Genomic DNA, 24,696 nt, shown 5'->3' with positions numbered 1-24,696 from the left:
GGGGATGGCGGGCAGTGGAGTAAAGCGTCCGCCGCATGGATGCGGCGGCAGAGCCTACAGGGATGTATTTACGGCGTCTTTACGCAACGCCCGCCATTTCCGACTGAATTGCACTAATTTTCTACCAAACGGCGCCTTACCTTCCCTGAAACTATCTTTTAAAGAATCCTAAGGCGCCAATGATCGCTAATTAACGTTTCAGACGGTAATACGCTTCGTTCCAGCGCAGCGCGTCTTTAAACGCAGGCAAACGCGTGTGCTCATCAATCACCAGCACTTCAATGTCGTTCATCTCACCGTACAGATACATATCCTCCAGCGTCAGCGCCTGACTGAACACCGTATGGTGCGCGCCGCCGCCCAGAATCCACGCTTCGGAGGCGGTCGCCAGTGATGGCTGCGCTTTCCACAGTGCGCGCGCAACCGGCAACTTCGGCAGCGGTTTCGGCTGTTCGATAGCATCCACCACGTTAACCAGCAGACGGAAACGATCACCCATATCAATCACGCTGGCGTTAACCGCACGACCGGCTGGGGTGGAGAAAATCATACGTGCCGGATCGGCTTTATCACCAATGCCCAGGAACTGCACATCGATTAAGGGTTTCTCTTCAATGGCAATCGACGGGCAGACTTCCAGCATGTGCGAGCCAAGCACTAAATCGTTGCCCGGTGAGAAGTGATAGGTGTAATCCTCCATAAATGAGGTGCCACCTTTACGATCGCCGGCCAGCACTTTGAAAATGCGCAGCAGGGCAGCGGTTTTCCAGTCTCCTTCGCCTGCGAAGCCATAACCCTGACCCATCAGGCGCTGAACGGCCAGACCAGGTAACTGCGTCATGCCGTGCAGCGTCTGGAAGTTAGTGGTGAAGGCGTGGCAGCCCTCTGCTTCCAGAAAACGTTTCAGACCGAGTTCGATACGCGCAGCATCCAGCACGTTCTGACGCTTTTCACCGCCAGACGCGGCGACATCGGTAAAGCGATAAAGGCTTTCATATTCGTCGATCAGCGCGTTCACGTCGCCATCGCTGACGCCGTTGATCACCTCAACCAAATCGCCAACGCCCCAGCCATTCACTGAATAACCGAACTGAATCTGTGCGGCGACTTTATCGCCTTCGGTCACGGCCACTTCACGCATGTTGTCGCCAAAACGGGCGACTTTCAGCTGCTGGCTGGCCTGTTTAGCCAGAGCCGCCCGCATCCAGTTGCCCAGACGCTGCTGGCTGGCGCTGTCTTGCCAGTGACCGGTCACCACGCTGTGCTGCAGGCCCATGCGCGCGCCGATGAAACCGAACTCACGGCCGCCGTGCGCGGTCTGGTTCAGGTTCATAAAGTCCATGTCCATGCTGTCCCACGGGATCTCGGCATTGAACTGGGTATGGAATTGCAGCAGCGGCTTATTCAGTACGCTCAGGCCGCCGATCCACATTTTGGCCGGGGAGAAAGTATGCAGCCAGGTAATGATCCCGACGCACTGCTTGTCGTAGTTTGCGTCGCGGCACAGGGCCAGCGCTTCATCCGGTGATTTCACCAGCGGTTTCAGCTCCAGACGTAGTGGTAAACCCGCCTGATTTAAACCGTCGACAACCTGACGGGCATTCTGTTCAACCTGGCGTAACGTCTCCGCCCCATAGAGGTGCTGCGTGCCGATGACAAACCACACGCTGTAGCTGTTTGACTGTTCCATAAACCACTCCTTTACTTTGAGCCTACCCTAATAGGCTATTTTATTTGTCATTCTGAACCTGGACAGGGCTCACAATCCTCACGTACGCCGTGTACACCTGGTTGCTCCGCGCTGTCCGTGTCCAGACTGCCTGCAACAATTACGCCTGTTGGGCCAGGCTCGTCGCGGAAGCGGGGCGAGCGGCGTATTGCGGTTCAGCCGTCACGCACCATTGTTGATAGCGTTGATAAAGTTGTTGATAGCGGGCGACGCGCGCCGGATCGGGCTGCAGCGTCACGGCAATCGGACTGGCCATGACCTGCTGAGCATCCGGGACGCTGGCGTGAACACCGGCGGCAACGGCGGCGAAAATGGCCGCACCCAGTGCACAGCACTCGTCAGAGGCGACGATATCCAGTGGCCGGTTCATCACATCGCAGCAGGCCTGCATAATCGCCGGAGATTTTCGCGCGATGCCGCCAAGGGTCAGAATGCTCTCGACCGGGATCTGCTGCTGCTCGAAGCACTCCATAATGGCGCGGGCGCCAAACGCGGTTGCCGCGACCAGACCACCAAACAGTGCAGGGGCATCGGTGCCCAGATTCAGGTCGGTAATCACCCCTTTCAGACGCTGATTCGCATTCGGTGTGCGGCGACCGTTAAACCAGTCCAGCACCACCGGCAGATGGTCGAGCTGCGGATTGGCAGCCCAGGCCTCGGTGAGATCCTTAATCAGATTCTTTTGCATCTCAGCCAGCTGAGGTTTCAGCGCCGGATGCTGCTGGGCCGCCAGCTGCAATGGCCAGCCCAGTAAGCGGCTGAACCAGGCATAGATATCACCAAAGGCAGACTGACCTGCTTCCAGCCCGATAGCGCCAGGTACGACGCTGCCATCGACCTGACCACAGATACCCTTGATATCGCGGTCGCCGACCTTTTCCGCATCAGCAATCAGGATGTCGCAGGTTGAGGTGCCAATCACTTTCACCAGCGTATAAGGTTTGGCACCGCCACCCACGGCGCCCATATGACAGTCAAATGCGCCACCGGAGAGGGTAACGGTTTGGGTCAGGCCAAGACGCTTCGCCCATTCCGGACTGAGCGTGCCGACCGGCACATCAGCGGTCCAGGTATCCGTAAACAAAGGGGAGTCGAGCTGCTGGGTTAACAGCGGGTCGAGCGCATCAAGGAAATCGACATCGGGCAGGCCGTTCCAGTCGTCATGCCACAGCGCTTTATGCCCGGCGGCACAACGCCCACGACGCAGCTTCTCTGGCGCGGTGGTGCCGCTTAACAGGGCAGGCACCCAGTCGCACAGCTCCACCCAGGAGACGGCGGCTTCACGCACGGCCGCATCTTCACGCGACACGTGCAGAATCTTCGCCCAGAACCACTCAGAGGAGTAAATGCCGCCGATGTAGCGGCTGTAATCCTCGAAGCGGCCGCTGTGGCAAAGCTGATTAATCTCTTCCGCTTCTTCTATAGCAGTATGATCTTTCCACAACACGAACATCGCGTTGGGGTTCTCAGCGAACTCCGGACGCAGCGCCAGCACATTGCCGTCGCGGTCGATAGGCGCCGGCGTTGAGCCGGTACTGTCAACGCCAATGCCGACCACGGCATTGCGCTGATCTTCGCTCAGTGCATTCAGCACGCCGAGCAGCGCCTGCTCCATAGCGTCGATGTAATCCTGTGGATGGTGACGAAAACGGTTAGTGTGCGGATCGCTGTATAAGCCCTGTTGCCAGCGTGGATAGCTGAACACCGCACTCTGCAGCTCTTTGCCGCTATGACAATCCACGGCCAGCGCACGCACCGAATCACTACCAAAGTCCAGCCCAAGGGTGATGGCTCCAGCACGCATCGGAATCTCCTGTAGTTAGTTAACTCCTGTATCCTGGGTTCGGCGCGCCAAATCAGTTAGTCATCGCTGGCTGACAATATGCACTTTTCTGTCATCGGCAGTGATTTTGTGATCCATTGCAAAAGTTAAGGTCCGGTTAAATTTGCTGAATATATGGATCATTTTGTCGTGATTTTAATGTGTGATACCGCTCTACATTTTTCTTCGCTAATACCGCTAAAACTAGCCCAGCGTCTGGACAGTCTGTCAGCACATGCCAGCCTAACGCACTGATTTATGGCTGTACCCACAAAACAAAACAAACTGGTAGCGTTTACACCGATTCGTTATTAGCAGCGAAAAATAACCTGGTACCGGAGAGCATCATGCATAAATTCACTAAAGCATTCGCGGCCATCGGCCTGGCAGCGGTTATGTCACAATCCGCTATCGCCGAGACCATGAAGCTGGGTTTTTTAGTCAAGCAACCAGAAGAACCCTGGTTCCAGACTGAATGGAAATTCGCCGATAAAGCGGGCAAAGATCTTGGCTTTGATGTCATTAAAATTGCCGTGCCGGATGGTGAAAAAACCCTGAATGCCATCGACAGCCTGGCGGCGAACGGCGCAAAAGGTTTTGTCATCTGTACCCCCGATCCGAAACTGGGCTCCGCCATCATGGCAAAAGCGCGTGGCTACGGTCTGAAAGTCATCGCGGTAGATGACCAGTTCGTGACCGCCAAAGGCAAGCCAATGGACACCGTACCGCTGGTGATGATGGCGGCCACCAAAATTGGTGAGCGTCAGGGTCAGGAACTCTATAAAGAGATGCAGAAGCGCGGCTGGGATGTGAAAACCACCGGCGTGATGGCGATTACCGCGAACGAACTCGACACCGCACGTCGTCGTACCGGCGGCTCAATGGACGCGATCAAAGCCGCTGGTTTCCCGGCAGCTCAGATCTATCAGGTCCCAACCAAATCCAATGATATCCCTGGCGCGTTTGACGCCGGTAACTCCCTGCTGGTGCAGCATCCTGAAGTCAAACACTGGCTGATTGTCGGCATGAACGACAACACCGTGCTGGGCGGCGTGCGTGCGACTGAAGGTCAGGGCTTTAAAGCGGCTGACGTCATCGGTATCGGCATTAACGGCGTCGATGCCATCAGTGAACTGTCTAAAGACAAGGCGACCGGCTTCTACGGTTCGCTGCTGCCAAGCCCGGATATCCACGGCTACAAAAGCAGCCAGATGCTCTACAACTGGGTCAGCAAAGGTGAAGAGCCACCGAAATTCACCGAAGTTACAGATGTGGTGCTGATCACCCGTGACAACTTCAAAACCGAACTGGCGAAAAAAGGACTGATGTAACTCTGAGCCTGTCGGGCTGTTCGCAGCCCGGCATCCTTAATAGCCCATTTCGCGTCGCCCGCCCTGACAGGCCGGTGGCGCGAAAGAGTGAGGATTAACATGAACACTGATTCAGCATTTCTGTCGTTTCATGGCATCAGTAAAACTTTCCCTGGCGTGAAAGCGTTGCAGGATATCTCCTTCGACTGCCGTGGCGGTGAAGTTCACGCGCTGATGGGCGAGAACGGCGCAGGCAAATCGACACTGTTAAAAATACTCAGCGGCAGTTATCAGCCGAGCGGCGGTGAGATTCGCATTAAAGGCAAGCCGATGAGTTTTCAGCGCACAACGGATGCGCTGGACGCGGGCGTCGCCATTATTTACCAGGAACTGCATCTGGTGCCGGAAATGAGCGTGGCAGAGAACATCTATCTCGGTCAGATCCCGCACAAACATGGTCTGGTTAACCGTAAGCTGATGCGCTTTGAGGCGGGCGTGCAGCTGAAAAACCTCGGCATGGATATCGACCCCGATATGCCGCTGAAGTACCTGTCGCTGGGGCAGTGGCAGATGGTGGAGATTGCCAAAGCGCTGGCGCGCAATGCGCGCATTATCGCCTTTGATGAGCCAACCAGTTCCCTCTCGGCACGCGAAATCGACAACCTGTTCCGCGTCATCCGCCAGCTCCGCGAGGAGGGCCGGGTGGTGCTCTACGTGTCACACCGCATGGAAGAGATCTTCGCCCTCAGCGATGCCATCACCGTCTTTAAAGATGGCCGCTACGTGCGGACGTTTACTGACATGGCTAACACCCATCATGACGATCTGGTGCAGGCGATGGTGGGACGTAACCTGGGGGATATCTATGGCTACTCACCGCGTCCTAAAGGGGAAGTGCGTCTCGAACTGGACAAGGTCGAAGCCAAGGGCGTGCGTACGCCTATTTCGCTGAAAGTCCATGCCGGTGAAATCGTGGGACTGTTTGGCCTGGTCGGTGCCGGACGCAGTGAACTGCTGAAAGGCCTGTTTGGCGGCACGCGTCTGCGCGGTGGTCAGGTGATTCTGGACGGCAAGCCTTTGCCGCTGAGGGAGCCTATCGACGCCATCCGCGCCGGCATTATGCTCTGCCCGGAAGACCGCAAAGCTGAGGGCATTATTCCCGTGCACTCGGTGCGCGACAACATCAATATCAGCGCCCGTCGGCACAATCTCACTGCCGGTTGCCTGATTAAAAACGGCTGGGAAAACAAGAATGCTGACAGCCATATCCGCTCACTGAACATTAAAACGCCCAGCGCCGATCAGCTGATCATGAATCTCTCTGGCGGTAACCAGCAGAAGGCGATTCTGGGTCGCTGGCTCTCTGAGGATATGAAAGTGATCCTGCTGGATGAGCCAACGCGCGGCATCGACGTCGGTGCCAAACATGAAATTTATAACCTGATTTATCAGCTGGCGAACCGGGGCATTGCGGTGCTGTTCGCCTCAAGCGATTTACCGGAAGTGATGGGCCTCGCCGATCGCATCGTTGTGATGCGTGAAGGTGCCATTGCCGGTGAACTGCTGCACGACGACGCCACGGAGCAGCAGACGCTGAGCCTGGCGATGCCCAAAACCACTCAAGCGGCCGCCGTGGCCTGACAGGAGATCATCATGGCTTCATCCACGACCTCAAATACGCCGCAGCCCGCTTCACGCGGTGGCCTGCGGTTAGGTCGCATCTGGGACAACTTCGGCATGCTGGTAGTATTTGCACTGCTGTTTATTGTCTGTGCGATTTTTGTGCCGAACTTTGGCTCGTTTATCAATATGAAAGGCCTGGGACTGGCGATGTCGATGTCCGGCATGGTCGCCTGCGGCATGCTGTTCTGTCTGGCCTCCGGTGATTTTGACCTGTCGGTCGCTTCTGTTATCGCCTGTGCGGGGGTTGTCACCGCCGTGGTGATCAACATGACCGAGAGCCTGTGGATTGGTGTCGGCGCCGGTCTGGTGCTCGGCATGATCACCGGTTTTATCAACGGCTTTGTGATCGCCCGTCTCAAAATCAACGCGCTGATCACCACGCTGGCGACGATGCAGATCGTGCGCGGCCTGGCGTATATCTTCTCTGACGGTAAAGCGGTTGGTATTGAAGATGAGCGCTTCTTTGAACTGGGCTTCGCTAACTGGTTTGGCGTGCCTGCGCCAATCTGGCTGACGCTGGCCACCATGCTGATCTTCGGCTTCCTGCTCAACAAAACCACCTTTGGCCGTAATACGCTGGCGATTGGCGGTAATGAAGAGGCAGCGCGCCTGGCCGGTGTGCCGGTGGTACGTACCCGCATCATCATCTTTATTCTTTCCGGTCTGGTTTCAGCAGCAGCGGGCATCATCCTGGCATCACGTATGACCAGTGGTCAGCCTATGACGTCCATCGGCTATGAGCTGGTGGTGATTTCTGCCTGCGTACTGGGTGGCGTGTCACTGAAGGGCGGTATCGGTAAGATTTCCTACGTGGTGGCAGGGGTATTAATTCTCGGCACCGTCGAGAATGCGATGAATTTATTGAATATCTCGCCGTTCTCACAGTATGTGGTGCGCGGTCTGATACTGTTAGCAGCGGTGATTTTTGACCGTTACAAACAGAAAAAAGCCTGATTGAGCGAGCCGTTGGTCCGCAGAGGCAGACGCCTTTGCGGACTATCCGAACAATAACAGACTGAGTGAGGACGCTATGTATCACCGCGAATTACCGGCCGAGCAGCAAAACCCCCTGTTGCCTGGCTATTCATTCAATGCCTGGCTGGTGGCGGGGCTGACGCCCATCACCGCTGAGGGCCCGCTCGATTTCTTTATCGATCGCCCGCACGGCATGAAAGGTTACATTCTGAATCTCACCATTAAAGGCAAAGGACGGGTATTCGACGGCGAGCGGGCGTTTGACTGCGAACCGGGCGAAATGCTGCTGTTTCAGCCGAAAACTGCCCACTATTATGGTCGCGCGCCGGACAGTCCGCAGTGGTTCCACCGCTGGGTCTATTTCCGCCCGCGCGCCTACTGGCACGACTGGCTGCGCTGGCAGGATGAGCAGGAGGGTGTGGGACGCCTGCTGCTGCCTGAATCGCTGCGTGGCGAATTTGACCGCTTGTTTGCCAGCATCGAACAGACCCATAACTCGGGCCGTCGTTTTGCGGAAGAGCTGGCGATGAACCTGCTGGAGCGACTGCTGCTGCGTGCTGTCGAAGAAGATCCGCGCAGTCATCAGTTAATCCGCGATCCGCGCGTGATTGAAGCCTGCCAGTATGTGACCAACCACCTCGCCAGCGAGGTCAAGATCGAAGAGGTGGCGCGCCACGTCTGCCTGTCACCGTCGCGGCTGGCACACCTGTTCCGCGAGCAGATGGGTGTGAACCTGCTGCGCTGGCGTGAGGATCAGCGGGTCATCCGCGCCAAACTGCTGCTGCAGACCACTCAGGAACCGATCGCCTCGGTAGGGCGTGAAGTGGGTTACGACGACCAGCTCTACTTCTCACGCGTGTTTCGCAAGCGTGTTGGTGTCAGTCCCAGCGATTTCCGCCGCCGCAATCAGGACGCACACGACAGCCTGGCGGCGCAGACGGCCTGGCCCCTGGCGCGGAGTGCTATCTCTTAGTTTTTTCGGGAGATTCCGCCTTGTCCTCACCTGGTTAATAGTCTTAAATCAATCAGGTTAGCGACAAAGAGGAATCAAAATGAGCGATAAATTACGTGTTGGTCTGATCGGCTACGGTTTTGCCAGTAAAACGTTTCACGCCCCGCTGATTGCCGGGACACCGGACGTCGAGCTGGCAGCCATTTCCAGTAGCGACGCCAGCAAAGTCCATGCCGACTGGCCTGCCGTTAAGGTGGTGGCCGATCCTCAGGCGCTGCTGGACGACCCTACGCTGCAACTGATTGTTATTCCTACCCCCAACGACACCCACTTCCCGCTGGCAAAAGCGGCGCTGAACGCCGGTAAGCATGTGGTGGTTGATAAGCCGTTCACCGTGACGCTGTCACAGGCGCGCGAACTGGATGCCCTGGCGAAAGCCAAAGGTCTGCTGCTTTCAGTGTTCCACAACCGCCGCTGGGACAGTGATTTTCTGACGCTGAAATCCCTGCTTGAGGCGGGCTCGCTGGGTGAAGTGCGCTATTTCGAATCGCATTTTGACCGCTTCCGTCTGGAAGTGCGTAATCGCTGGCGCGAAATGAAGGGCGCAGGCAGCGGAATCTGGTATGACCTTGGGCCACATCTGCTGGACCAGGCGCTGCAACTGTTTGGCCCGCCGGTCGCCATTAATGTCGATCTGGCCGAGATGCGTCCGGGCGCGCAGACCACAGACTACTTCCACGCCACGCTGACCTATCCGCAGCGCCGTGTCGTGCTTCACGCCAGCATGCTGGTGGCGGCGGAATCCGCGCGTTATACCGTCCACGGCACGCGCGGCAGTTACGTCAAATATGGTCTGGACCCGCAGGAAGATCGCCTCAAGTCGGGAGATTTCCCGCCGCAGGCAGACTGGGGTTATGACATGCGCGACGGCACGCTGACGCTGGTTGATGATGATTCACTGACGGAAACCACGCAGCTGACTCAGCCTGGCAACTACCCGGCTTATTATGCGGGCATTCGCGATGCGATTGCCGGACGCGGGAACAATCCGGTGACGGCAGAAGAGGCGATTCAGGTGATGGAGCTGATCGAACTGGGTCTGCAATCCGCCGAGAAACGCCAGACAATGTCGCTGAAGCGCGTCTGATCGCTGAGTACTCAGCGAAGAAAGCAGAACGGGCCGGTTATCCGGCCCGTTTTTTTATGGCTGACGCGAGCAGATTACTGCACGCGGGCGCGAACAGCCGCTTTCTCAGCGTCACTCAGGAAGGCAATCGTCAGACCGTTTTCCTGCGCCTGACGCATCTGCGCCATGCTCAGGCCAGCAGCCGGTGCGGCATGCTGATACTCATGCGCCAGCTCAATGCCCTGAACCGCCGGATCATCGGTGTTAATCGTTGCCAGAATGCCATGCTCAAGGAAGATCTTCAGTGGATGCTGCGCCAGCGAGGGCACTGTGCTGGTCTGGATATTAGATGTCAGGCAGGATTCAATACCAATACGGTGCTCCGCCAGGAAATCCATCAGCGCGCGATCTTCAATCGCTTTCACACCGTGACCAATACGTTCAGCGCCCAGCTCCCGGATTGCCTGCCAGATGCTCTCGGGTCCGGCGGCTTCACCCGCATGTACGGTAACGCGGAAACCGGCATCGCGTGCCTGGGTGAAGTGGCTCAGGAACTCACTGCCCGGGAAGCCCAGCTCATCGCCCGCCAGATCGACCGCAGTGATGTGGTCGCGATGGGCAAGCAAACCTTCCAGTTCGCTGAGGCAGGCATCTTCACCAAAGGTACGGCTCATAATACCAATCAGACGTACGTCGATATTGTGCTGCTGAGAGCCAGCGCGCACGCCATCGATTACTGCTTCAACCACACCGGCAATGGGCAGGTTGTGGGTCATCGCCATGTAGCCAGGGGAAAAACGCAGTTCGGCATAGTGAATGCCCGCGCGCGCGGCATCTTCGACATTCTCCTGCGCAATCCGGCGGCAGGCATCCAGATCGCCCAGCACTTTCACGCCCCAGTCGAGCTTCTGCAGGAAGCTTACCAGGTCAGGTTCATTCTCGCCGACCTGCACATGGGGAAGCAGCGTCTCAAGCGTGGTGGCGGGCATGGCAAGGTTAAACTGGCGACCTAAATCAAGAATGGTTTGTGCACGGATGTTGCCATCAAGATGGCGGTGAATATCAGTCAGAGGAATTTTAGAATCGATCATGGCGCACTCGCTCAGTTGTCGTTGAAGTGCAGAGCATTATAAAAATATCTTGCGCAACAGCGCCAGCGATTTGCGCAACAGTCGCGCCGGATGCTGCTTAATTACCCATAACTAGCGGGAAAAGGGCAGTTTGCGGCGGGCAGACATGAAAAAAGCGACCCGAAGGTCGCTTTAATGGACGCCAGCTAAATTACTGTGGCATGCCTTCGCTGGTCGGCATACCCAGCATATAGCGGGACAGGAACTGCTCCAGCGTCATTTTATCGCCGTTCATGTTCACCTGTCCGTTGGCGTACTGCAGGCTGGTCACGATGTTGTTATCCTGCTGCTGAGTCAGGCGGAACATTTGCCCCATTGCCGCCAGACCTTTCACCTGTTGATCCGCCAGTTTCTGCGCATCATCGGCCTGATAGCCCTCGGCCAGACCCACTTTATGCATGGTTTCTGTCGCCATCGGCATATTGATGACCAGCTTGCTGTCCAGGTTCTTCAGAACCCGGTCAACCATCGCGCTGAGGGTCTGGGCTTCACCGGTTACGGCAGAAGGGTCGTTGAAGCTGGCGGTCAGGTTAAAGGTACTTTCCCCTTTATCATTCTTCCAGCTCAGCGGCGCGATGCTGATGGATGGCGAGCCTTTCAGCAGCATTGGCAGATTGCTCATCAGAATCTGATGCACGCCCGCCTGATAGCGGATAGGGTCTTCCGCGACGCCAGGCTGGCTCAGTAATTCCTGCATCTGCGCATTATAACGATCGGAGAAGGCTTTTACCGCCTGTGCATCAAACTGGGACAGTTTCATTTTCAGCGCCGCCTGACCAAAGTCCTGCTTCTGCAACTGTATGCCTTCAACCTTGTAGTCGATATCGCCGCCAATCTTTCCGGCACTGTTATCGAAAGAGGAGGTGCCTTTCATTTTGTTCAGCGTCAGGGCATCCTGACCATTGATGCTGGCATTGACCTTCTCAATATTCACTGACTGGTCGCCGATACGTACACCTTCGGGGCTGAGGTGTGTGTTACCACTCAGCTTCAGTCCATTGATGGTGAAGAGGACTGGCTGACCCATCTCATTTTTACTGGTCAGCGCGAGGCTATCAACGTCACTGTCCAGCGACACTTTATCGCCTTTATTATCTGCGCTGATGTTGAAGGTGCCGCCATTGGTGGCCAGACGCTCGCCGGTTTGCGCATTCTGATAATCAACCGGCAGGACGCGCAGCGCCGTGTCGGTAGCACCGCTGTAGCCGATGCGGGTATCTGCGTTAATCAGGGACTTATTGCCGGTCAGCTCAAATAGCTTCTTCACCGCATCGGTGTTAGCCAGTTCGGTATGCACCGACGCCATGCTCGGGATCAGATTGAAATGCTTCAGTTGAGCAAACGGGAAAGGCCCGTGATCGATGGTCTCATTCAGGATGATGCTCTGACCCGGCTTCAGCAGCGGATTATCTTCCGTCTGCGAGTTAGCCTGAACAACCAGATTCACTTTGCTGCTGAACACGCCGCGCTGATAGTCCTGATAGCTGATCTTCAGTCGGCTATTAGGGGCATAAGCATTCAGCTGGGTATTGGCATTTTGCACCAGCTGGTCCCTGTGGCTTTCAATCTGCTTGCCGGTGAACCATGCCGCGCCAGTCCAGACTACGCCCAGTGCGATAATCACACCTACGGCAACATTGGTCTTTTTCATTGCTGATTCGTCCTTATCCATGAGTCCGCTTATGCCGCAGGTTTGCCCCAGCGACCGAAGAAAAACGCCCGCAGGCGTTTAAAAGCTAATAGGTTGAAATAATAGCAGTTAACAGGCATTCCGTCAGCCGCTTCACCCTAAGTCATTAAATACCCGCGCCAGTCGGCCCGTACCGGCTGCCGTAACCGGTGATTCGCTGGCGGCGATGAAGCAGGATTCGCCGGGTTTCAGCGTCAGTTGCTCTTCGCCTTTAGCGATCACCGCCTGGCCTTCGATACAGAACAGCAGGGCGGCGCTTTGCTGCGTCAGCGATTGCGGCTCCGCGTTCAGGGCATGAATAGCGAAGGCAAAATCCTCGACCGGAATCGGGAAGCGCAACGCGTTTTCCTGTTGCACAGGCGTGGTCAGCAGGGCACTGGCGGGTTTCTCGTCAAACTTCAGGTTAGCCATCAGCTCGGCGATATCGATATATTTTGGCGTCAGACCGGCCCGCAACACGTTATCGGAGTTTGCCATCACCTCCAGCGCCACCCCTTTCAGATAGGCGTGCGGCGTTTCCGCGTAGAGGAACATCGCCTCACCCGGTTGCAGGGTGATCACGTTCAGCAGCAGCGGTGAAAACAGGCCGCTGTCGTCAGGATACTCTGCCGCAATCATGCGGATGGTTTCCCACGGCTCGCCCTGTTGCGCATTAAGCGCGGATTTCAGCACGCCCAGCGCCAGCGATTTCGCCTCATCTTCCAGTGACAGCAGGGTAGAGAACAGCGCGGCCAGCGTATTCTGATCGGGATGCTGCAGAAAATGCGCAATCTGCGGATGTGCGCCCGCGACGGGCTCCAGCAGTGAAACCATCTGCGTCAGCGTGCGAAAGCCATTCATCGCCTGGAAGGGGGTCAGCGCATAGACCAGTTCCGGCTTGTGGTTGGCATCTTTATAGTTACGCTCTGCCGCACTCAGTGGGATACCCGCCGCATTCTCACGGGCAAAACCCACCTCAGCCGCGTGTTTGCTGGGATGCACCTGAATCGACAGCGGCTGATCGGCACACAACACTTTGAACAGGAAAGGCAGTTCACCAAACCGCTGCGCCACCGCCTCGCCGAGCATCGTGACAGGCGCGGCATCAATTACGTCACGCAGGGAACGCTCGCTACCCTGATAGATCACGGTGGAGGGGCTTTTCGGATGCGCGCCCATCCAGAGTTCCGCCATCGGCTGGCCCTGAGGATTTGCGATACCGTAAAGCTCAGTTAATGCCGTTTTGCTGCCCCACGCGTAATTTTGCAGCGAATTGTTCATTTTTTGCATCGTATAACCCTTTATCACGGGAAATTATTGCCGCTATTAAAGCAGAAACTGCCGGTAAAAATACATATCCAGCGCAAAAGGACGCTAAGCTCTGATAATGTTAAATTATTGTGTATTACCATCCGGACCGCCCGACAGCTGATTGTAACGACCCCGGCGGTCATTCTTTTAAAAACAAGGTGAAGGAGACGTATTCATGGCAGCCAACCGCATTGAGAAAGATTCAATGGGCCCCATCGATGTACCTACAGACAAATTATGGGGCGCGCAGACGCAGCGCTCACTGGAACATTTCCGCATCTCAACCGAAAAAATGCCCACCGCGCTGGTGCACGCACTGGCGCTGACCAAGCGCGCCGCAGCCAGCGTGAACCGCGATCTGGGACTGCTGCCCGCCGAACGAGCCGATGCGATTGTCAGCGCGGCAGATGAAGTACTGGCTGATAAGCATGCGGATGAATTTCCGCTGGCGATCTGGCAAACCGGCTCCGGCACCCAGACCAATATGAACATGAATGAAGTGCTGGCGAACCGCGCGAGTGAAATCCTCGGCGGAGAGCGCGGCATGTCACGCCTGGTCCATCCCAACGACGATGTGAACAAGAGCCAGAGCTCCAACGATGTCTTCCCGACGGCGATGCATGTTGCCGCTGTGATCGCCCTGCGTGAACAGCTGATCCCACAGATTCAGGTGCTTAAGAAAACGCTGAGCCAGAAATCCGACGCCTTTAAAGATATCGTCAAGATTGGCCGTACTCACCTGCAGGATGCGACGCCGCTGACCCTGGGCCAGGAAATCTCTGGCTGGGTAGCGATGCTGGAGCACAACCTGAAGCATATCGAACAGAGCATTCCGCATGTGGCAGAGCTGGCGCTGGGCGGAACCGCCGTGGGCACCGGCCTCAACACCCACCCGGAATATGCGGTGCGCGTGGCGAAGGCGCTGGCCGATCTCACGCAGCAGCCGTTCGTCACCGCGCCTAACAAGTTTGAGGCACTGGCCACCTGCGATGCGCTGGTGCATGCTCATGGCGCACTGAAAGGTCTGGCCGCCTCACTAATGAAGATCGCCAACGACGTGCGCTGGCTCTCTTCCGGTCCGCGCTGCGGCATCGGCGAAATCGCGATTCCCGAAAATGAACCTGGCAGCTCCATCATGCCAGGCAAAGTCAATCCGACCCAGTGCGAGGCGATGACCATGCTTTGCTGTCAGGTGATGGGAAATGACGTGGCGATCAACATGGGCGGCGCGTCCGGTAACTTTGAGCTTAATGTCTTCCGTCCGATGGTCATTCATAACTTCCTGCAATCGATTCGCCTGCTGGCAGATGGTATGGACAGTTTTAATCATCACTGTGCTGTCGGCATTGAGCCGGTGCGTGAGCGTATCGATCAACTGCTGAATGAGTCACTGATGCTGGTGACGGCGCTGAATACCCATATTGGTTATGACAAAGCGGCAGAAATTGCCAAGAAAGCACACAAAGAAGGGCTGACGCTGAAAGGCTCGGCGCTGAAGCTGGGTTATCTCACTGAAGAAGAGTTTGATGCCTGGGTCCGGCCGGAAGAGATGGTCGGCAGCATGAAGTCGTAAGGTTTAAGCGAGAACAGAGGCCAGCGGATGCTGGCCTTTTTTTATTCAGATGGGGCAATCGACCCACAGATGCAGCCGGGGTATCAACAGATTCAGCGGTTCAGCGGCAGGTTTATGACGATGCGTAATGTTATCAGCGTCGTAGTTAAGCAACTCGCCCAGCACCGGCACCTGAGTGCGATCGCGACAGATCACCAGAATTGGCGAAGGACAGGCCAGCTGGGTCTGCTTTTGTTCATCCGCGCGCCAGACGCGCGCCACCGGCTGGACCTTCACCGGGCGCTTGATTTTCAGCCGTGCTGAGGCGGGAAGGGCACGCACGCTAGCCAGCTCCTCCTGTACTTTTTCCGCCCACTGTTCCCGTGACCAGGGCGCTTTCGCGCGTCCCGACTTCAGGCTTTTTTCCAGCTGGGCGATCACCTCTTCACGCTTGAGATTCTTGATAATGTGCTTATTGGCCCAGCCGAAACGCAGGCTATCTGGGGCGCTGAGAAGGGTGATTGAGCGATAGGCATTCAGGGTAATCAGACCGCGTAAATGCTGGTGGACGAACTCAAAACGTGCTTCGCTCGGCAGACCCGAGTCCACCGTAATCAGCTGCTCCAGCCGCGCTTTCAGCTGGTTGATGAGATCGACCAGCGCGCCAATTTCTGCTTCCCGTTCCGCGTCGCATTCAATACAGAGTGCACCGGGTAAGCGAACAGCTGCCTTGGTGCTCAGCTGTTCGGACTGATGCTGCATGAACAGGCGGCAGTAGTGGTCGAGCGCCATCTTCAGTGCGCTCTCGCCTAGATGCTGCTCAACGGCAATCTGAGTGATCGCTTCATGCTCACGGCCTTTCACCACCGGCGGCAGGCTGAAGACGCGGGCAATCAGCAGAGGCTGCGCTTCAATCTGCTGACGCAGCTCCCCCAGCGCCTGTTCCAGGTCTTTTACACACTGATGCATATCAGCCACTAAGTCGTAGCGCGTCATGTTGTGCCTCCATAGTTACAACGTCCACAATGTGGCAGAAGCCTTGCGAGAATGCAATTCCCTAATAGTTACAACATACAGTTAATATTTCCTTTAAAAACCGTGCGATCTGCCCGGCGATAAAGCGAAAAGAGCGTCACGCATTTTGGCTTATCGCAGAACATGTTATAAAAACGGTTCGCCTGCTAACGAAGAGATTACCTGTGAATCAGAACATCAAACCCGGCATTGCCGCCATTATCACTCTGGGCTGGGTGCAGATACTCTCATGGGGCGGGTCGTTCTACCTGATGGCCGTGATGGCGAATCCGATTGCAGCTGAGATGGGCTGGTCTCAACAGTGGATTTACGGCGCGCTCTCGACCGGCATTCTGGTGTCAGGCCTCCTGTCACCGATGGCGGGCAGGATTATCGCGCGAACCGGTGGCCGCCTGCTGCTGGCGTTGAGCGGGGTGGTGATGGCGGTGGGGCTGGTGACGATGGCGTATAGCGGCTCGCTGCCGCTGTTTCTGTTCGCCTGGGTGATTATTGGCATCGGTATGGCGATGGGCCTCTATGATGCGCTGTTTGCCACGCTCGGCACCTGCTATGGCGGTCAGGCACGTTCAGCCATCACCAGTATTACGCTGATATCGGGCTTCTGCACCACGCTGGTCTGGCCGGGCACGGCATTGTTAATCCATGGATTTGGCTGGCGGAATGCGTCACTGATTATTGCGGCCATGATGGTGGTCTGCGTGCTGCCTGCCTATCTGTTTGCGTTACCCGCGAGTCACACTAAGCGGCCAGTTAAACGCAGGATTAAGCAGCCTGCCACGGCGGAGATTGAACCCACGTTATTCTGGCTCCTTTGCGCCATCTTTACTCTGGCATCCGTGATTATGACGGCGATTTCCGTGCAGCTCATCGCCCTGTTGCAGGCCACAGGCCATACGCTGACGTCGGCGCTGGCGATCAGCGCCGTACTGGGTCCGTGCCAGGTGGGTGCCCGTATTGTCGATATCGCCTTTAAGCGCAGTCATCCGATCAGTACCACCTTTTTCTCTGTTGGGCTGGTCGCGCTGGGTCTTCTGCTGCTGGCACTCTTTCCGCAGATGGCGCTGCTGAGCATGGTGCTGTATGGCGCAGGGAATGGCTTACGTGCCATCGTGCGCGGAACTTTACCGCTGGCGATGGTCAAACCAGAGTCTTACGCAATTGTGGTGGGTAAAATGGCCCGCCCGGCATTAATGGGCCAGGCACTGACGCCGCTTATTGGTGGATATGTGTTTGAAAGGATGGGAGCCCCGGCAACGCTGTGGTTGCTTTGCGCCTTAGCAATCTTTAACGTGGTACTGGTCATGGCGCTGAAACAGCGCTTACCGGCAATATCAGCCCCCAGCGTATGACAATGCTGTTAAGCCTGTTCGGCAAAGAGTGGGCCGTTAGCAGGCTAAGCACCTTGTGCTATCGGGCCTCCGCCTTTGGTGAATACGTGCCTTGTCGCTGCCGGTTTGCTTCAAAAAAGCAACAGTGTTTGTTATATTTATTGCTCATTGATTGTTCACTTATGCGGCAATAAAACAATAAGATCCACCGCAACTCAGGATAAAGAAATGCTTGATTATCGCTTCCCGACAGCTTTGCAAATGGTTCTGAGCGTAGCGATGGCGGAGCAAATGGGTAAACGCTCTACCAGCGCGATTCTGGCCTATGGGCTGGAAGCGAATCCCAGTTTCATTCGAAAATTAATGGTCCCGCTGACCCGAGACGGCATCATCGTCTCTACGCTGGGCCGAACCGGTTCGATTCATCTGGGCCGTCCTGCAGCAGACATTACTCTGCGGGATATCTATGTCTCAGTGATCGAAGACAAAAAGATCTGGGCCGCACGTCCTGATGTCGCCCCGCGCTGTCTGGTCAGTGCCAACCTCTGCTGGTACTTCAAGTCGATAGCCGATGAAGCCGAGCAGGCATCGCTGGATGTGCTGGCAAAACGCACCGTGGCAGACGCACTGAACGAGCTGAAGAAACGCGACACCAGTAACTGCACCGCCGTACCGGAACCTGAACCCGAAGAGAGTGAAGAACTCTGCAAAAAAGGCCGCTGATGAGCGGCTTTTTTTATGTCTGCTGAACGTCCATTTCCTGAGCCTTTTCTTTCCCAAACCTGCAACGCAGGCCTTCTCTCCGTAAATTTCATCTTGACCTCCTACAGCATCGTCTTAAAATGACTTCATTGGATGAAGTCGCGGAGGTCAGGATGAACACCGTTGTCAGGGACTTACGGAAAAAACAGCGTGAAACGCTGGAGCAGGTTTTTCAAATGCCGCCGCCGTCCGGACTGAAATGGCAGGCAGTTGAGTCATTAATCAGGGCTTTGGGTGGTGAGATTAAAGAAGGTAGTGGTTCACGGGTGCGTTTTCTTCTCAGAGGAAGAATAGCGCGTTTTCACCGGCCACATCCTTCGCCAGACACCGACAGAGCTGCTGTTGTTAATCTGCGTGAATGGCTGGAAAGTATTGGAGTCGATCCCTATGAATAATCGTTCAAATTCATCAATCACCGTCGCCGGGCAATCCGCCGTGATCTCCTATGTCCCTGAACTCAACATGTTCCGTGGGCGCTTTACTGGCCTGTCAGGCTACTGTGATTTTGTCTCTGACAGCGTACAGGGCCTGTACAAAGAGGGCGAGATTTCGCTGCGCGAATACCTGGAAGATTGTGCAGCCTCCGGCATTAATCCCTATGCTGAGCAGGAAAAAATTAAGACCTTTACGCTGCGCTATCCTGAATCGCTGGGAGAGCGTCTTTCTCAGGCTGCCGCGCAAAATGAAACCTCGCTGAATGCGTTTATCATTGAAACGCTAAATGAAAGATTGAAGCAGCGCTAACCTGCAAGGCCAGGTTTGCTGGAATGGGTGCGTCATAAAAAAAGGGGCGATCATCCGATCGCCCCTGTTAACTTTTACGGTTTATGCCGTCACTGACTCCGTATTCCCTGACCGGTGCGTCACCAGCTTGCGCAGGGCAACATAAAACACCGGTGTCAGGAACAGGCCGAACAGCGTTACGCCGAGCATACCGGAGAAGACCGTTATACCGGTTACGCCGCGCACTTCTGCACCCGCTCCTTCACCCAGAATCAGCGGTATCGTACCGGCGATAAAGGCGATGGAGGTCATCACAATCGGACGCAGACGCAGGCGACACGCTTCCAGCGCCGCTTCCACAATTCCTTTACCCTGAATCTCCAGCTCACGTGCGAACTCGACGATCAAAATCGCGTTCTTACAGGCCAGTCCCATCAGCACCACCAGTCCGACCTGCACGAAGACGTTGTTGTCCCCGCCGGTCAGCCAGACGCCAAACAGCGCGGAGAGCATCGTCATGGGCACAATCAGGATCACCGCCAGCGGCAGCGTCCAGCTCTCATACAGCGCCGCCAGCACAAGGAACGCCAGCAACACGGCCATCGGGAAAACAATCAGTGCGGTGTTGCCCTGAGTGGACTGTTGATAACTCAGATCCGTCCACTCAATGTTCATGCCGTTAGGCAACAGCTGACCGGACATCGCTTCCAGCTGACTCATTGCCTGCGCGGAAGAGAGCACGCGTGGGTCGGCATCGCCAATCAAATCCGCTGCCGGATAGCCGTTATAGCGAATCACCGGGTCGGGACCGTAGGTGGTGGTGATGTTAACCATGCTGCCAATCGGCACCATCTCACCGCGATCGTTACGGGTACGCAGGTTAGCAATATCTTCCACGCTGTCGCGGAAATCGCCATCTGCCTGCGCCATCACTCGCCAGGTGCGGCCAAAGCGGTTGAAGTCATTCACGTACGACGAGCCAAGATAGGTCTGCAGCGTGCTGAACAGTGCAGTCAGCGAGACGCCCTGCGCCTTGGCTTTATCCCGGTCAACCTTCACATCAAGCTGTGGAACGTTGGCCTGATAGGAGGAGATAGGGAAGTGCATCCCTGGCGTCTGCATGATGCTGCCCGACAGCGTATTAATTGCCGTCTGCAATGCACCATAACCCAGACCCGCACGGTCCTGCACATACAGCGAATAACCCGAACCCTGGCCCAGCCCCAGAATCGGGGGTGGCATTATCGAGAAGCCAAAACCCTGCTGGATTTGCGAGATCTTCGCATTGATCTCCGCGTTAATCTCGGCCGCCGTATGTTTGCGCTCATTAAACGGCTTCAGGCCGAAGAAGACCGTTCCGCTGTTTGGCGTATTGGTAAACTGCAGCGCATTCAGGCCGGGGAACGCCACCGCATAGGCGACGCCTTCGGTCTGCATACCAATTTCGCTCATTCTGCGAATCACTTCATCGGTACGCGCCAGTGAGGAGCCTTCCGGCATCTTCACGCCGCCAATCAGATAGAGCTTATCCTGAGTCGGGATAAAGCCGCCCGGCACGGTGTGGAACATAAATCCGGCACCGGCCAGCAACAATATATAGACGCCAAACACCGCGCCACGGCGACGCAGCGTGCGACCGACCAGCGATTCATAGCCATGCGCACTTCGCTGGAAGAAGCGGTTAAACGGACGGAACAGCCAGCCAAACAGCGCATCAATAATCCGCGTCAGCCGGTCTTTCGGCGCGTTATGATCTTTCAGCAGCATCGCCGCCAGGGCGGGCGAGAGCGTCAGCGAGTTAATGGCCGAGATCACGGTGGAGATCGCGATGGTCGTGGCGAACTGCTTGTAGAACTGTCCGGTAACGCCCGAGAGAAACGCCATCGGCACAAACACCGCGCACAGCACCAGCGCAATCGCAATGATCGGCCCGGAGACCTCTCTCATCGCCTGATGTGCAGCGGCGCGTGGTGAGAGTCCCATTTCGATATTACGTTCGACGTTCTCTACCACCACAATGGCGTCATCCACCACGATACCGATCGCCAGTACCAGCCCGAACAGGCTGAGGGTGTTCAGCGAGAAGCCAAGCAGATAGAGCACGCTAAAAGTACCCACGATAGAAACGGGCACCGCCAGCAACGGAATGATCGAGGCGCGCCAGGTCTGCAGGAACAGAATCACGACCAGCACCACCAGGATCACCGCTTCCAGCAGAGTCTGAACCACTGCCTTAATCGAGTCGCGGACAAACACCGTCGGGTCATAAGGCGCGGCCCATTTCACATCGTTGGGGAAGCGGGTTGCCAGCTCATCCATTTTGGCGCGAACCGCATTGGAGAGATCGATGGCGTTGGCGCCCGGTGCCTGGAAGATGCCGATACCGACCGCATCTTTGTTATTGAGCTGCGAGCGCAGGGCATAGCTGCCTGAACCCATCTCAATCCGCGCGACATCACGCAGGCGCACCAGTGAACCATCTTCTGAGGTTTTCAGGATGATATCGCCGAACTCCTGCTCGCTCTCCAGTCGTCCCTGCGTGTTAATCGACAGCAGGAAGTCGCTCTGCTTCTTAAGCGGCTCGGCACCCAGCTGACCGGCAGAGACCTGCACGTTCTGCTCCTGCATCGCCGTCACCACGTCAGAAGCAGTCAGGCCTCGCGCCGCGACTTTGTTAGGATCCAGCCAGACGCGCATTGCATATTCACCTGCGCCGAAAATCTGGATCTGACCGACGCCCGGCAAACGCGCCAGCTCATCTTTCACCTTCAGCGTGGCGTAGTTACGCAGGTAGAGCGAATCGTAGGTATTATTGGGTGAGAACATGTGGACGACCAGCGTCAGGGTCGGCGACATCTTCTGGGTTGTTACCCCCAGCCGACGCACATCTTCCGGCAGACGCGCTTCCGCCTGCGCCACGCGGTTCTGCACCTGAACCTGCGCCTGATCGGGATCGGTGCCTGGACGGAAGGTGACGGTAGTCACCAGCACGCCGTCCGAACCCGCCACTGACTTCATGTACATCATGTTTTCGACGCCGTTGATCGCCTCTTCCAGTGGCGTCGCCACGGAGTCCGCAATCACTTTCGGGTTAGCGCCCGGATACTCAGCGCGCACCTGCACGCTGGGTGGCACAACGTCGGGATATTCACTGATCGGCAACAGCGGAATGGAAATCACGCCAGTGACAAAAATCAGGATCGACAGCACCGCAGCAAAAATCGGCCGGTCGATAAAAAAGCGGGAAAAGTCCATAGCGGCCTCGGATTATTGAGCGGCTGCCGCACGCATGGCGACCTGCTGAGCAGTGACCGGCATGCCGGGCATAAATACTTTTTGCAGACCGGCGATGATCACCCTGTCACCCGATTTCAGACCGGATTTAACGATACGCAGGCCATCTATCATCGCGCCGGGCTGGATATCGCGCCGCTGCGCTTTTCCCTCGCCATCCACCACGTAGACATATTTGCGATCCTGGTCGGTTAATACCGCTTTATCATCTATCAGCACCGCTTCGAACTGCGCGCTGCCTGGCAGACGCACGCGGGCAAACAGGCCGGGCGTGAACTGCCGCTGTTGATTGTCGAGCAGGGCGCGCATGCGAATGGTGCCGGTGCTGGCGGTCAGCTGGTTATCCATGAAGTCGATTTTGCCCTGATGCGGGAAACCCTGTTCACCGACCAGCGCAATCTCTACCGGCAGCGCATGACGCTGCTGGCCCTGACGCGCCATCGCCTGATAATTCAGGAAGGTGTTCTCATCGACATCGAAATAGACATACATCTGCTGCTGAGAGACCAGCGTGGTCAGCACGCTGGCACTGTCGCCAGCGGTTACCAGGTTACCGGTGGTGATCTGCGCGCGACTGGCGCGACCATCAATCGGCGCGGTGACGCGGGTAAAGTCCAGGTTGAGCTGCGCCATGTCTACTGCAGCTTCTGCGGCCAGCACATCCGCCTGCGCCTGACTGGCAGCGGAGCGACGCTGTTCCCATGCCTCGCGGGAAATCGCCTGTGTGCCGATCAGCTTCTCGCTGCGGCCCGATTCGCTGCGGGCCAGACTCGCCTGACTGCGCGCGCGGGCCAGTTCCGCTTTGGCCTGTTCCAGCGCCGCGCGGTAACTCCGGTCATCAATGGTAAACAGCACCTGACCTTTTTTTACCTCATCGCCTTCGCGATAGTTAACGGAGTCGATGTAGCCCGAGACGCGCGGGCGCAGTTGCACGCTCTGCACCGCTTCAACCCGGCCATTGAAATTGTCCCACTGGCTGACGGGCTTGATCAGCACGGGGGCGGCACTCACCTCAGGCGGCGGTGGCGGGGCGTTTTGCGCCACACCCTTGTCGCAGCCGACGAGTTGAGTGATGAGCAGTACCATCCCTAAGAGGGTTAAACCCTGACGAACCCGGTTCGTAATCATTGTTGTTATTCCGCGATAGATATAAACAGGCGGCCTGCAGGCCAATATTTGCAACTTTTAAGATTGCAATTAATCGCAGTGAGTGTAGGCTTGCGTGGCTGGCAACTGCAAGAATAAGAGATACACTTTATGTGCGGTTTAGGGCAGGGCGATGAAGACCTGAACAGATCAGCAAAAACCCCACAAAGAGTGCGGCATTTAATGTACTAATAAAACTTGCATTAAATGGCATAGTCAGCCACCCTTAAGTGTAACTGCAACTGATACTAATACTTTTCGCCACGGCGACAGGAGAGACTGGAATGATGAGTGACGCCTTTATTCACGATTTAATCGACTGGATTGATAACAACATCGAAGCACGTCTGGATCTGGATACCGTTTCAGAGCGCGCGGGTTACTCCAAGTGGCACCTGCAGCGTATGTTTAAAGAGCACACCGGCTATCCACTGGGTGAATATATCCGCGTTAAGAAGCTGAAGAAATCAGCCGATCGCCTGACCACAACCGATGAGCCGATTCTCAATGTGGCGATCTCGTTAGGGTTTGACTCCCAGCAATCCTTTAATCGCAGCTTCAAACGCCAGTATGGTGTCGCGCCCGGTGCATGGCGTCGTCACAGCGGGGAATCGCACGCAGCTTAACCTCGCCAGGGCCAGCTTGTCTGGCCCGCGCTTTTCTCTGTGCATAAAACTGGTATCATCTGCGTCCTGTTGTCTCGGATGCCATCATGTCAAAAAAACTCTGGATTGGACTTTTCCTCCTCCTCGCGGCCTGCTTTTACGGCCTGAAACCCTGGCTGAACACGGATTCAGCGCCTGCTCAGGCGGATATCGCCTCCCTGACCGATGCCCATACCGTGGCGCGCTGGGTACTGCAGCATCAGCAATTGCCGGACTACTACCTCACCAAAAACGATGCGCGTAAGCGTGGCTGGAATCCGGCCAATGGCAACCTGTGTGACGTTCTGCCTGGCAAAGCCATCGGCGGCGATCGTTTTACCAACCGTGAAAAACGTCTGCCATCGCGGGCGGGCCGTCAGTGGTATGAAGCGGATGTGAATTATCGCTGTGGTCATCGTGACGCCGATCGTCTGGTTTACTCCTCTGACGGGCTGGTGTTTCTCTCCACCGATCACTACCGCAGCTTCAGACAGGTGCCCTGATC

The 24,696-nt window shown here is 56.3% G+C and carries 20 protein-coding genes; 12 read left to right on the top strand and 8 right to left on the bottom strand.

The genetic code is table 11. The features are described from left to right. Nucleotides 1-190: 190 nt before the first annotated feature. Together araA and HZZ01_RS05420 are read right to left on the bottom strand one after the other, a co-directional pair. Nucleotides 191-1,690, bottom strand: coding sequence for an L-arabinose isomerase (gene araA, locus HZZ01_RS05425; protein WP_179895828.1), 1,500 nt, complete (start codon nt 1,688-1,690; stop codon nt 191-193). Between the two features lie 139 nt (nt 1,691-1,829). Beyond that, nucleotides 1,830-3,533, bottom strand: a complete 1,704-nt coding sequence (locus HZZ01_RS05420) for a ribulokinase (protein ID WP_179895827.1) — start codon at nt 3,531-3,533, stop codon at nt 1,830-1,832. A gap of 365 nt (nt 3,534-3,898) precedes the next feature. On the opposite strand from HZZ01_RS05420, the gene HZZ01_RS05415 reads away from it, so the two are divergent. The 5 genes from HZZ01_RS05415 (at nt 3,899) to HZZ01_RS05395 (ending at nt 9,618) form a co-directional block, all read left to right on the top strand. Continuing rightward, the gene (locus tag HZZ01_RS05415; protein WP_003853437.1) at nt 3,899-4,882 is read left to right on the top strand and encodes an arabinose ABC transporter substrate-binding protein; all 984 of its coding nucleotides are present in this window, start codon (nt 3,899-3,901) and stop codon (nt 4,880-4,882) included. 99 nt (nt 4,883-4,981) lie between these two features. Then, a complete protein-coding gene (araG, locus tag HZZ01_RS05410) occupies nt 4,982-6,502 on the top strand; it encodes an L-arabinose ABC transporter ATP-binding protein AraG (RefSeq protein ID WP_003853438.1) in 1,521 nt (506 codons plus the stop codon). Nucleotides 6,503-6,514: 12 nt separating this feature from the next. After that, complete coding sequence (araH, locus tag HZZ01_RS05405) at nt 6,515-7,498, top strand: L-arabinose ABC transporter permease AraH (RefSeq protein ID WP_179895826.1); 984 nt, start codon at nt 6,515-6,517, stop codon at nt 7,496-7,498. A gap of 76 nt (nt 7,499-7,574) precedes the next feature. Then, nucleotides 7,575-8,492: an arabinose operon transcriptional regulator AraC gene (araC, locus tag HZZ01_RS05400; RefSeq protein ID WP_179895825.1), complete on the top strand. Its 918-nt coding sequence runs from the start codon at nt 7,575-7,577 to the stop codon at nt 8,490-8,492. Nucleotides 8,493-8,571: 79 nt separating this feature from the next. Further along, the gene (locus tag HZZ01_RS05395) at nt 8,572-9,618 is read left to right on the top strand and encodes an oxidoreductase (protein WP_179895824.1); all 1,047 of its coding nucleotides are present in this window, start codon (nt 8,572-8,574) and stop codon (nt 9,616-9,618) included. 74 nt (nt 9,619-9,692) lie between these two features. Here HZZ01_RS05395 and add read toward each other — a convergent pair whose 3' ends face one another. The 3 genes from add to manA form a co-directional block, all read right to left on the bottom strand. Then, nucleotides 9,693-10,688, bottom strand: a complete 996-nt coding sequence (add, locus tag HZZ01_RS05390; RefSeq protein WP_179895823.1) for an adenosine deaminase — start codon at nt 10,686-10,688, stop codon at nt 9,693-9,695. 190 nt (nt 10,689-10,878) lie between these two features. Then, the gene (locus HZZ01_RS05385; RefSeq protein ID WP_179895822.1) at nt 10,879-12,378 is read right to left on the bottom strand and encodes a YdgA family protein; all 1,500 of its coding nucleotides are present in this window, start codon (nt 12,376-12,378) and stop codon (nt 10,879-10,881) included. Nucleotides 12,379-12,510: 132 nt separating this feature from the next. Continuing rightward, complete coding sequence (gene manA / locus HZZ01_RS05380) at nt 12,511-13,686, bottom strand: mannose-6-phosphate isomerase (RefSeq protein WP_179895821.1); 1,176 nt, start codon at nt 13,684-13,686, stop codon at nt 12,511-12,513. Between the two features lie 196 nt (nt 13,687-13,882). Here manA and fumC point away from each other — a divergent pair, with 196 nt between their 5' ends. After that, complete coding sequence (gene fumC, locus HZZ01_RS05375) at nt 13,883-15,280, top strand: class II fumarate hydratase (RefSeq protein ID WP_179895820.1); 1,398 nt, start codon at nt 13,883-13,885, stop codon at nt 15,278-15,280. Nucleotides 15,281-15,325: 45 nt separating this feature from the next. Here fumC and tus read toward each other — a convergent pair whose 3' ends face one another. Next, on the bottom strand, nt 15,326-16,255 hold the full coding sequence (tus, locus tag HZZ01_RS05370; RefSeq protein ID WP_179895819.1) for a DNA replication terminus site-binding protein: 930 nt from the start codon (nt 16,253-16,255) through the stop codon (nt 15,326-15,328). Nucleotides 16,256-16,458: 203 nt separating this feature from the next. Between tus and HZZ01_RS05365 the strand changes: the two genes are divergently transcribed. From HZZ01_RS05365 to HZZ01_RS05350, 4 genes are all read left to right on the top strand, one after another. After that, nucleotides 16,459-17,643, top strand: a complete 1,185-nt coding sequence (locus HZZ01_RS05365) for an MFS transporter (protein WP_179895818.1) — start codon at nt 16,459-16,461, stop codon at nt 17,641-17,643. Between the two features lie 207 nt (nt 17,644-17,850). Continuing rightward, a complete protein-coding gene (locus tag HZZ01_RS05360; protein WP_179895817.1) occupies nt 17,851-18,345 on the top strand; it encodes an Rrf2 family transcriptional regulator in 495 nt (164 codons plus the stop codon). A 152-nt stretch (nt 18,346-18,497) separates the two neighbouring features. After that, entirely contained in the window at nt 18,498-18,779 is a 282-nt protein-coding gene (locus HZZ01_RS05355; protein WP_179895816.1) for a type II toxin-antitoxin system HicA family toxin, read from the top strand. Next, nucleotides 18,772-19,128, top strand: coding sequence for a type II toxin-antitoxin system HicB family antitoxin (locus tag HZZ01_RS05350; RefSeq protein ID WP_179895815.1), 357 nt, complete (start codon nt 18,772-18,774; stop codon nt 19,126-19,128). Before HZZ01_RS05355 ends, HZZ01_RS05350 begins: the two co-directional genes overlap by 8 nt. An 81-nt stretch (nt 19,129-19,209) precedes the next feature. Here the strand turns inward: HZZ01_RS05350 and oqxB are convergent, their stop codons facing one another. Both oqxB and HZZ01_RS05340 read right to left on the bottom strand, forming a co-directional pair. After that, nucleotides 19,210-22,362 carry a multidrug efflux RND transporter permease subunit OqxB gene (gene oqxB / locus HZZ01_RS05345; protein WP_179895814.1) on the bottom strand — a complete coding sequence of 1,051 codons (3,153 nt, stop codon included), beginning with the start codon at nt 22,360-22,362 and terminating at the stop codon, nt 19,210-19,212. Between the two features lie 12 nt (nt 22,363-22,374). Further along, on the bottom strand, nt 22,375-23,529 hold the full coding sequence (locus HZZ01_RS05340) for an efflux RND transporter periplasmic adaptor subunit (protein ID WP_179895813.1): 1,155 nt from the start codon (nt 23,527-23,529) through the stop codon (nt 22,375-22,377). Between the two features lie 302 nt (nt 23,530-23,831). On the opposite strand from HZZ01_RS05340, the gene HZZ01_RS05335 reads away from it, so the two are divergent. Together HZZ01_RS05335 and HZZ01_RS05330 are read left to right on the top strand one after the other, a co-directional pair. Then, a complete protein-coding gene (locus HZZ01_RS05335; protein ID WP_003853463.1) occupies nt 23,832-24,173 on the top strand; it encodes a helix-turn-helix domain-containing protein in 342 nt (113 codons plus the stop codon). A gap of 86 nt (nt 24,174-24,259) precedes the next feature. Next, nucleotides 24,260-24,694, top strand: coding sequence for a ribonuclease domain-containing protein (locus HZZ01_RS05330; protein WP_179895812.1), 435 nt, complete (start codon nt 24,260-24,262; stop codon nt 24,692-24,694). Nucleotides 24,695-24,696: the final 2 nt, after the last annotated feature.

This window comes from Pantoea sp. WMus005 (genome assembly GCF_013415305.1).
Classification (GTDB): Bacteria; Pseudomonadota; Gammaproteobacteria; order Enterobacterales; family Enterobacteriaceae; genus Pantoea; species Pantoea rara.
The sequence above is the reverse complement of the archived record's forward strand: the minus strand, read 5'-3'. Positions and strand labels throughout refer to the sequence as shown.

What these genes read in the sequence shown, in the direction of transcription:
- HZZ01_RS05420 (WP_179895827.1), bottom strand. Translation starts at nt 3,533, where the DNA reads ATGCGTGCTGGAGCCATCACCCTTGGGCTGGACTTTGGTAGTGATTCG.
- HZZ01_RS05385 (WP_179895822.1), bottom strand. Translation starts at nt 12,378, where the DNA reads ATGAAAAAGACCAATGTTGCCGTAGGTGTGATTATCGCACTGGGCGTA.
- HZZ01_RS05350 (WP_179895815.1), top strand. Translation starts at nt 18,772, where the DNA reads ATGAATAATCGTTCAAATTCATCAATCACCGTCGCCGGGCAATCCGCC.
- tus (WP_179895819.1), bottom strand. Translation starts at nt 16,255, where the DNA reads ATGACGCGCTACGACTTAGTGGCTGATATGCATCAGTGTGTAAAAGAC.
- HZZ01_RS05340 (WP_179895813.1), bottom strand. Translation starts at nt 23,529, where the DNA reads ATGATTACGAACCGGGTTCGTCAGGGTTTAACCCTCTTAGGGATGGTA.
- HZZ01_RS05395 (WP_179895824.1), top strand. Translation starts at nt 8,572, where the DNA reads ATGAGCGATAAATTACGTGTTGGTCTGATCGGCTACGGTTTTGCCAGT.
- HZZ01_RS05355 (WP_179895816.1), top strand. Translation starts at nt 18,498, where the DNA reads ATGAACACCGTTGTCAGGGACTTACGGAAAAAACAGCGTGAAACGCTG.
- araG (WP_003853438.1), top strand. Translation starts at nt 4,982, where the DNA reads ATGAACACTGATTCAGCATTTCTGTCGTTTCATGGCATCAGTAAAACT.
- HZZ01_RS05415 (WP_003853437.1), top strand. Translation starts at nt 3,899, where the DNA reads ATGCATAAATTCACTAAAGCATTCGCGGCCATCGGCCTGGCAGCGGTT.
- HZZ01_RS05330 (WP_179895812.1), top strand. Translation starts at nt 24,260, where the DNA reads ATGTCAAAAAAACTCTGGATTGGACTTTTCCTCCTCCTCGCGGCCTGC.
- fumC (WP_179895820.1), top strand. Translation starts at nt 13,883, where the DNA reads ATGGCAGCCAACCGCATTGAGAAAGATTCAATGGGCCCCATCGATGTA.
- oqxB (WP_179895814.1), bottom strand. Translation starts at nt 22,362, where the DNA reads ATGGACTTTTCCCGCTTTTTTATCGACCGGCCGATTTTTGCTGCGGTG.
- araH (WP_179895826.1), top strand. Translation starts at nt 6,515, where the DNA reads ATGGCTTCATCCACGACCTCAAATACGCCGCAGCCCGCTTCACGCGGT.
- araC (WP_179895825.1), top strand. Translation starts at nt 7,575, where the DNA reads ATGTATCACCGCGAATTACCGGCCGAGCAGCAAAACCCCCTGTTGCCT.
- manA (WP_179895821.1), bottom strand. Translation starts at nt 13,686, where the DNA reads ATGCAAAAAATGAACAATTCGCTGCAAAATTACGCGTGGGGCAGCAAA.
- araA (WP_179895828.1), bottom strand. Translation starts at nt 1,690, where the DNA reads ATGGAACAGTCAAACAGCTACAGCGTGTGGTTTGTCATCGGCACGCAG.
- add (WP_179895823.1), bottom strand. Translation starts at nt 10,688, where the DNA reads ATGATCGATTCTAAAATTCCTCTGACTGATATTCACCGCCATCTTGAT.
- HZZ01_RS05335 (WP_003853463.1), top strand. Translation starts at nt 23,832, where the DNA reads ATGATGAGTGACGCCTTTATTCACGATTTAATCGACTGGATTGATAAC.
- HZZ01_RS05360 (WP_179895817.1), top strand. Translation starts at nt 17,851, where the DNA reads ATGCTTGATTATCGCTTCCCGACAGCTTTGCAAATGGTTCTGAGCGTA.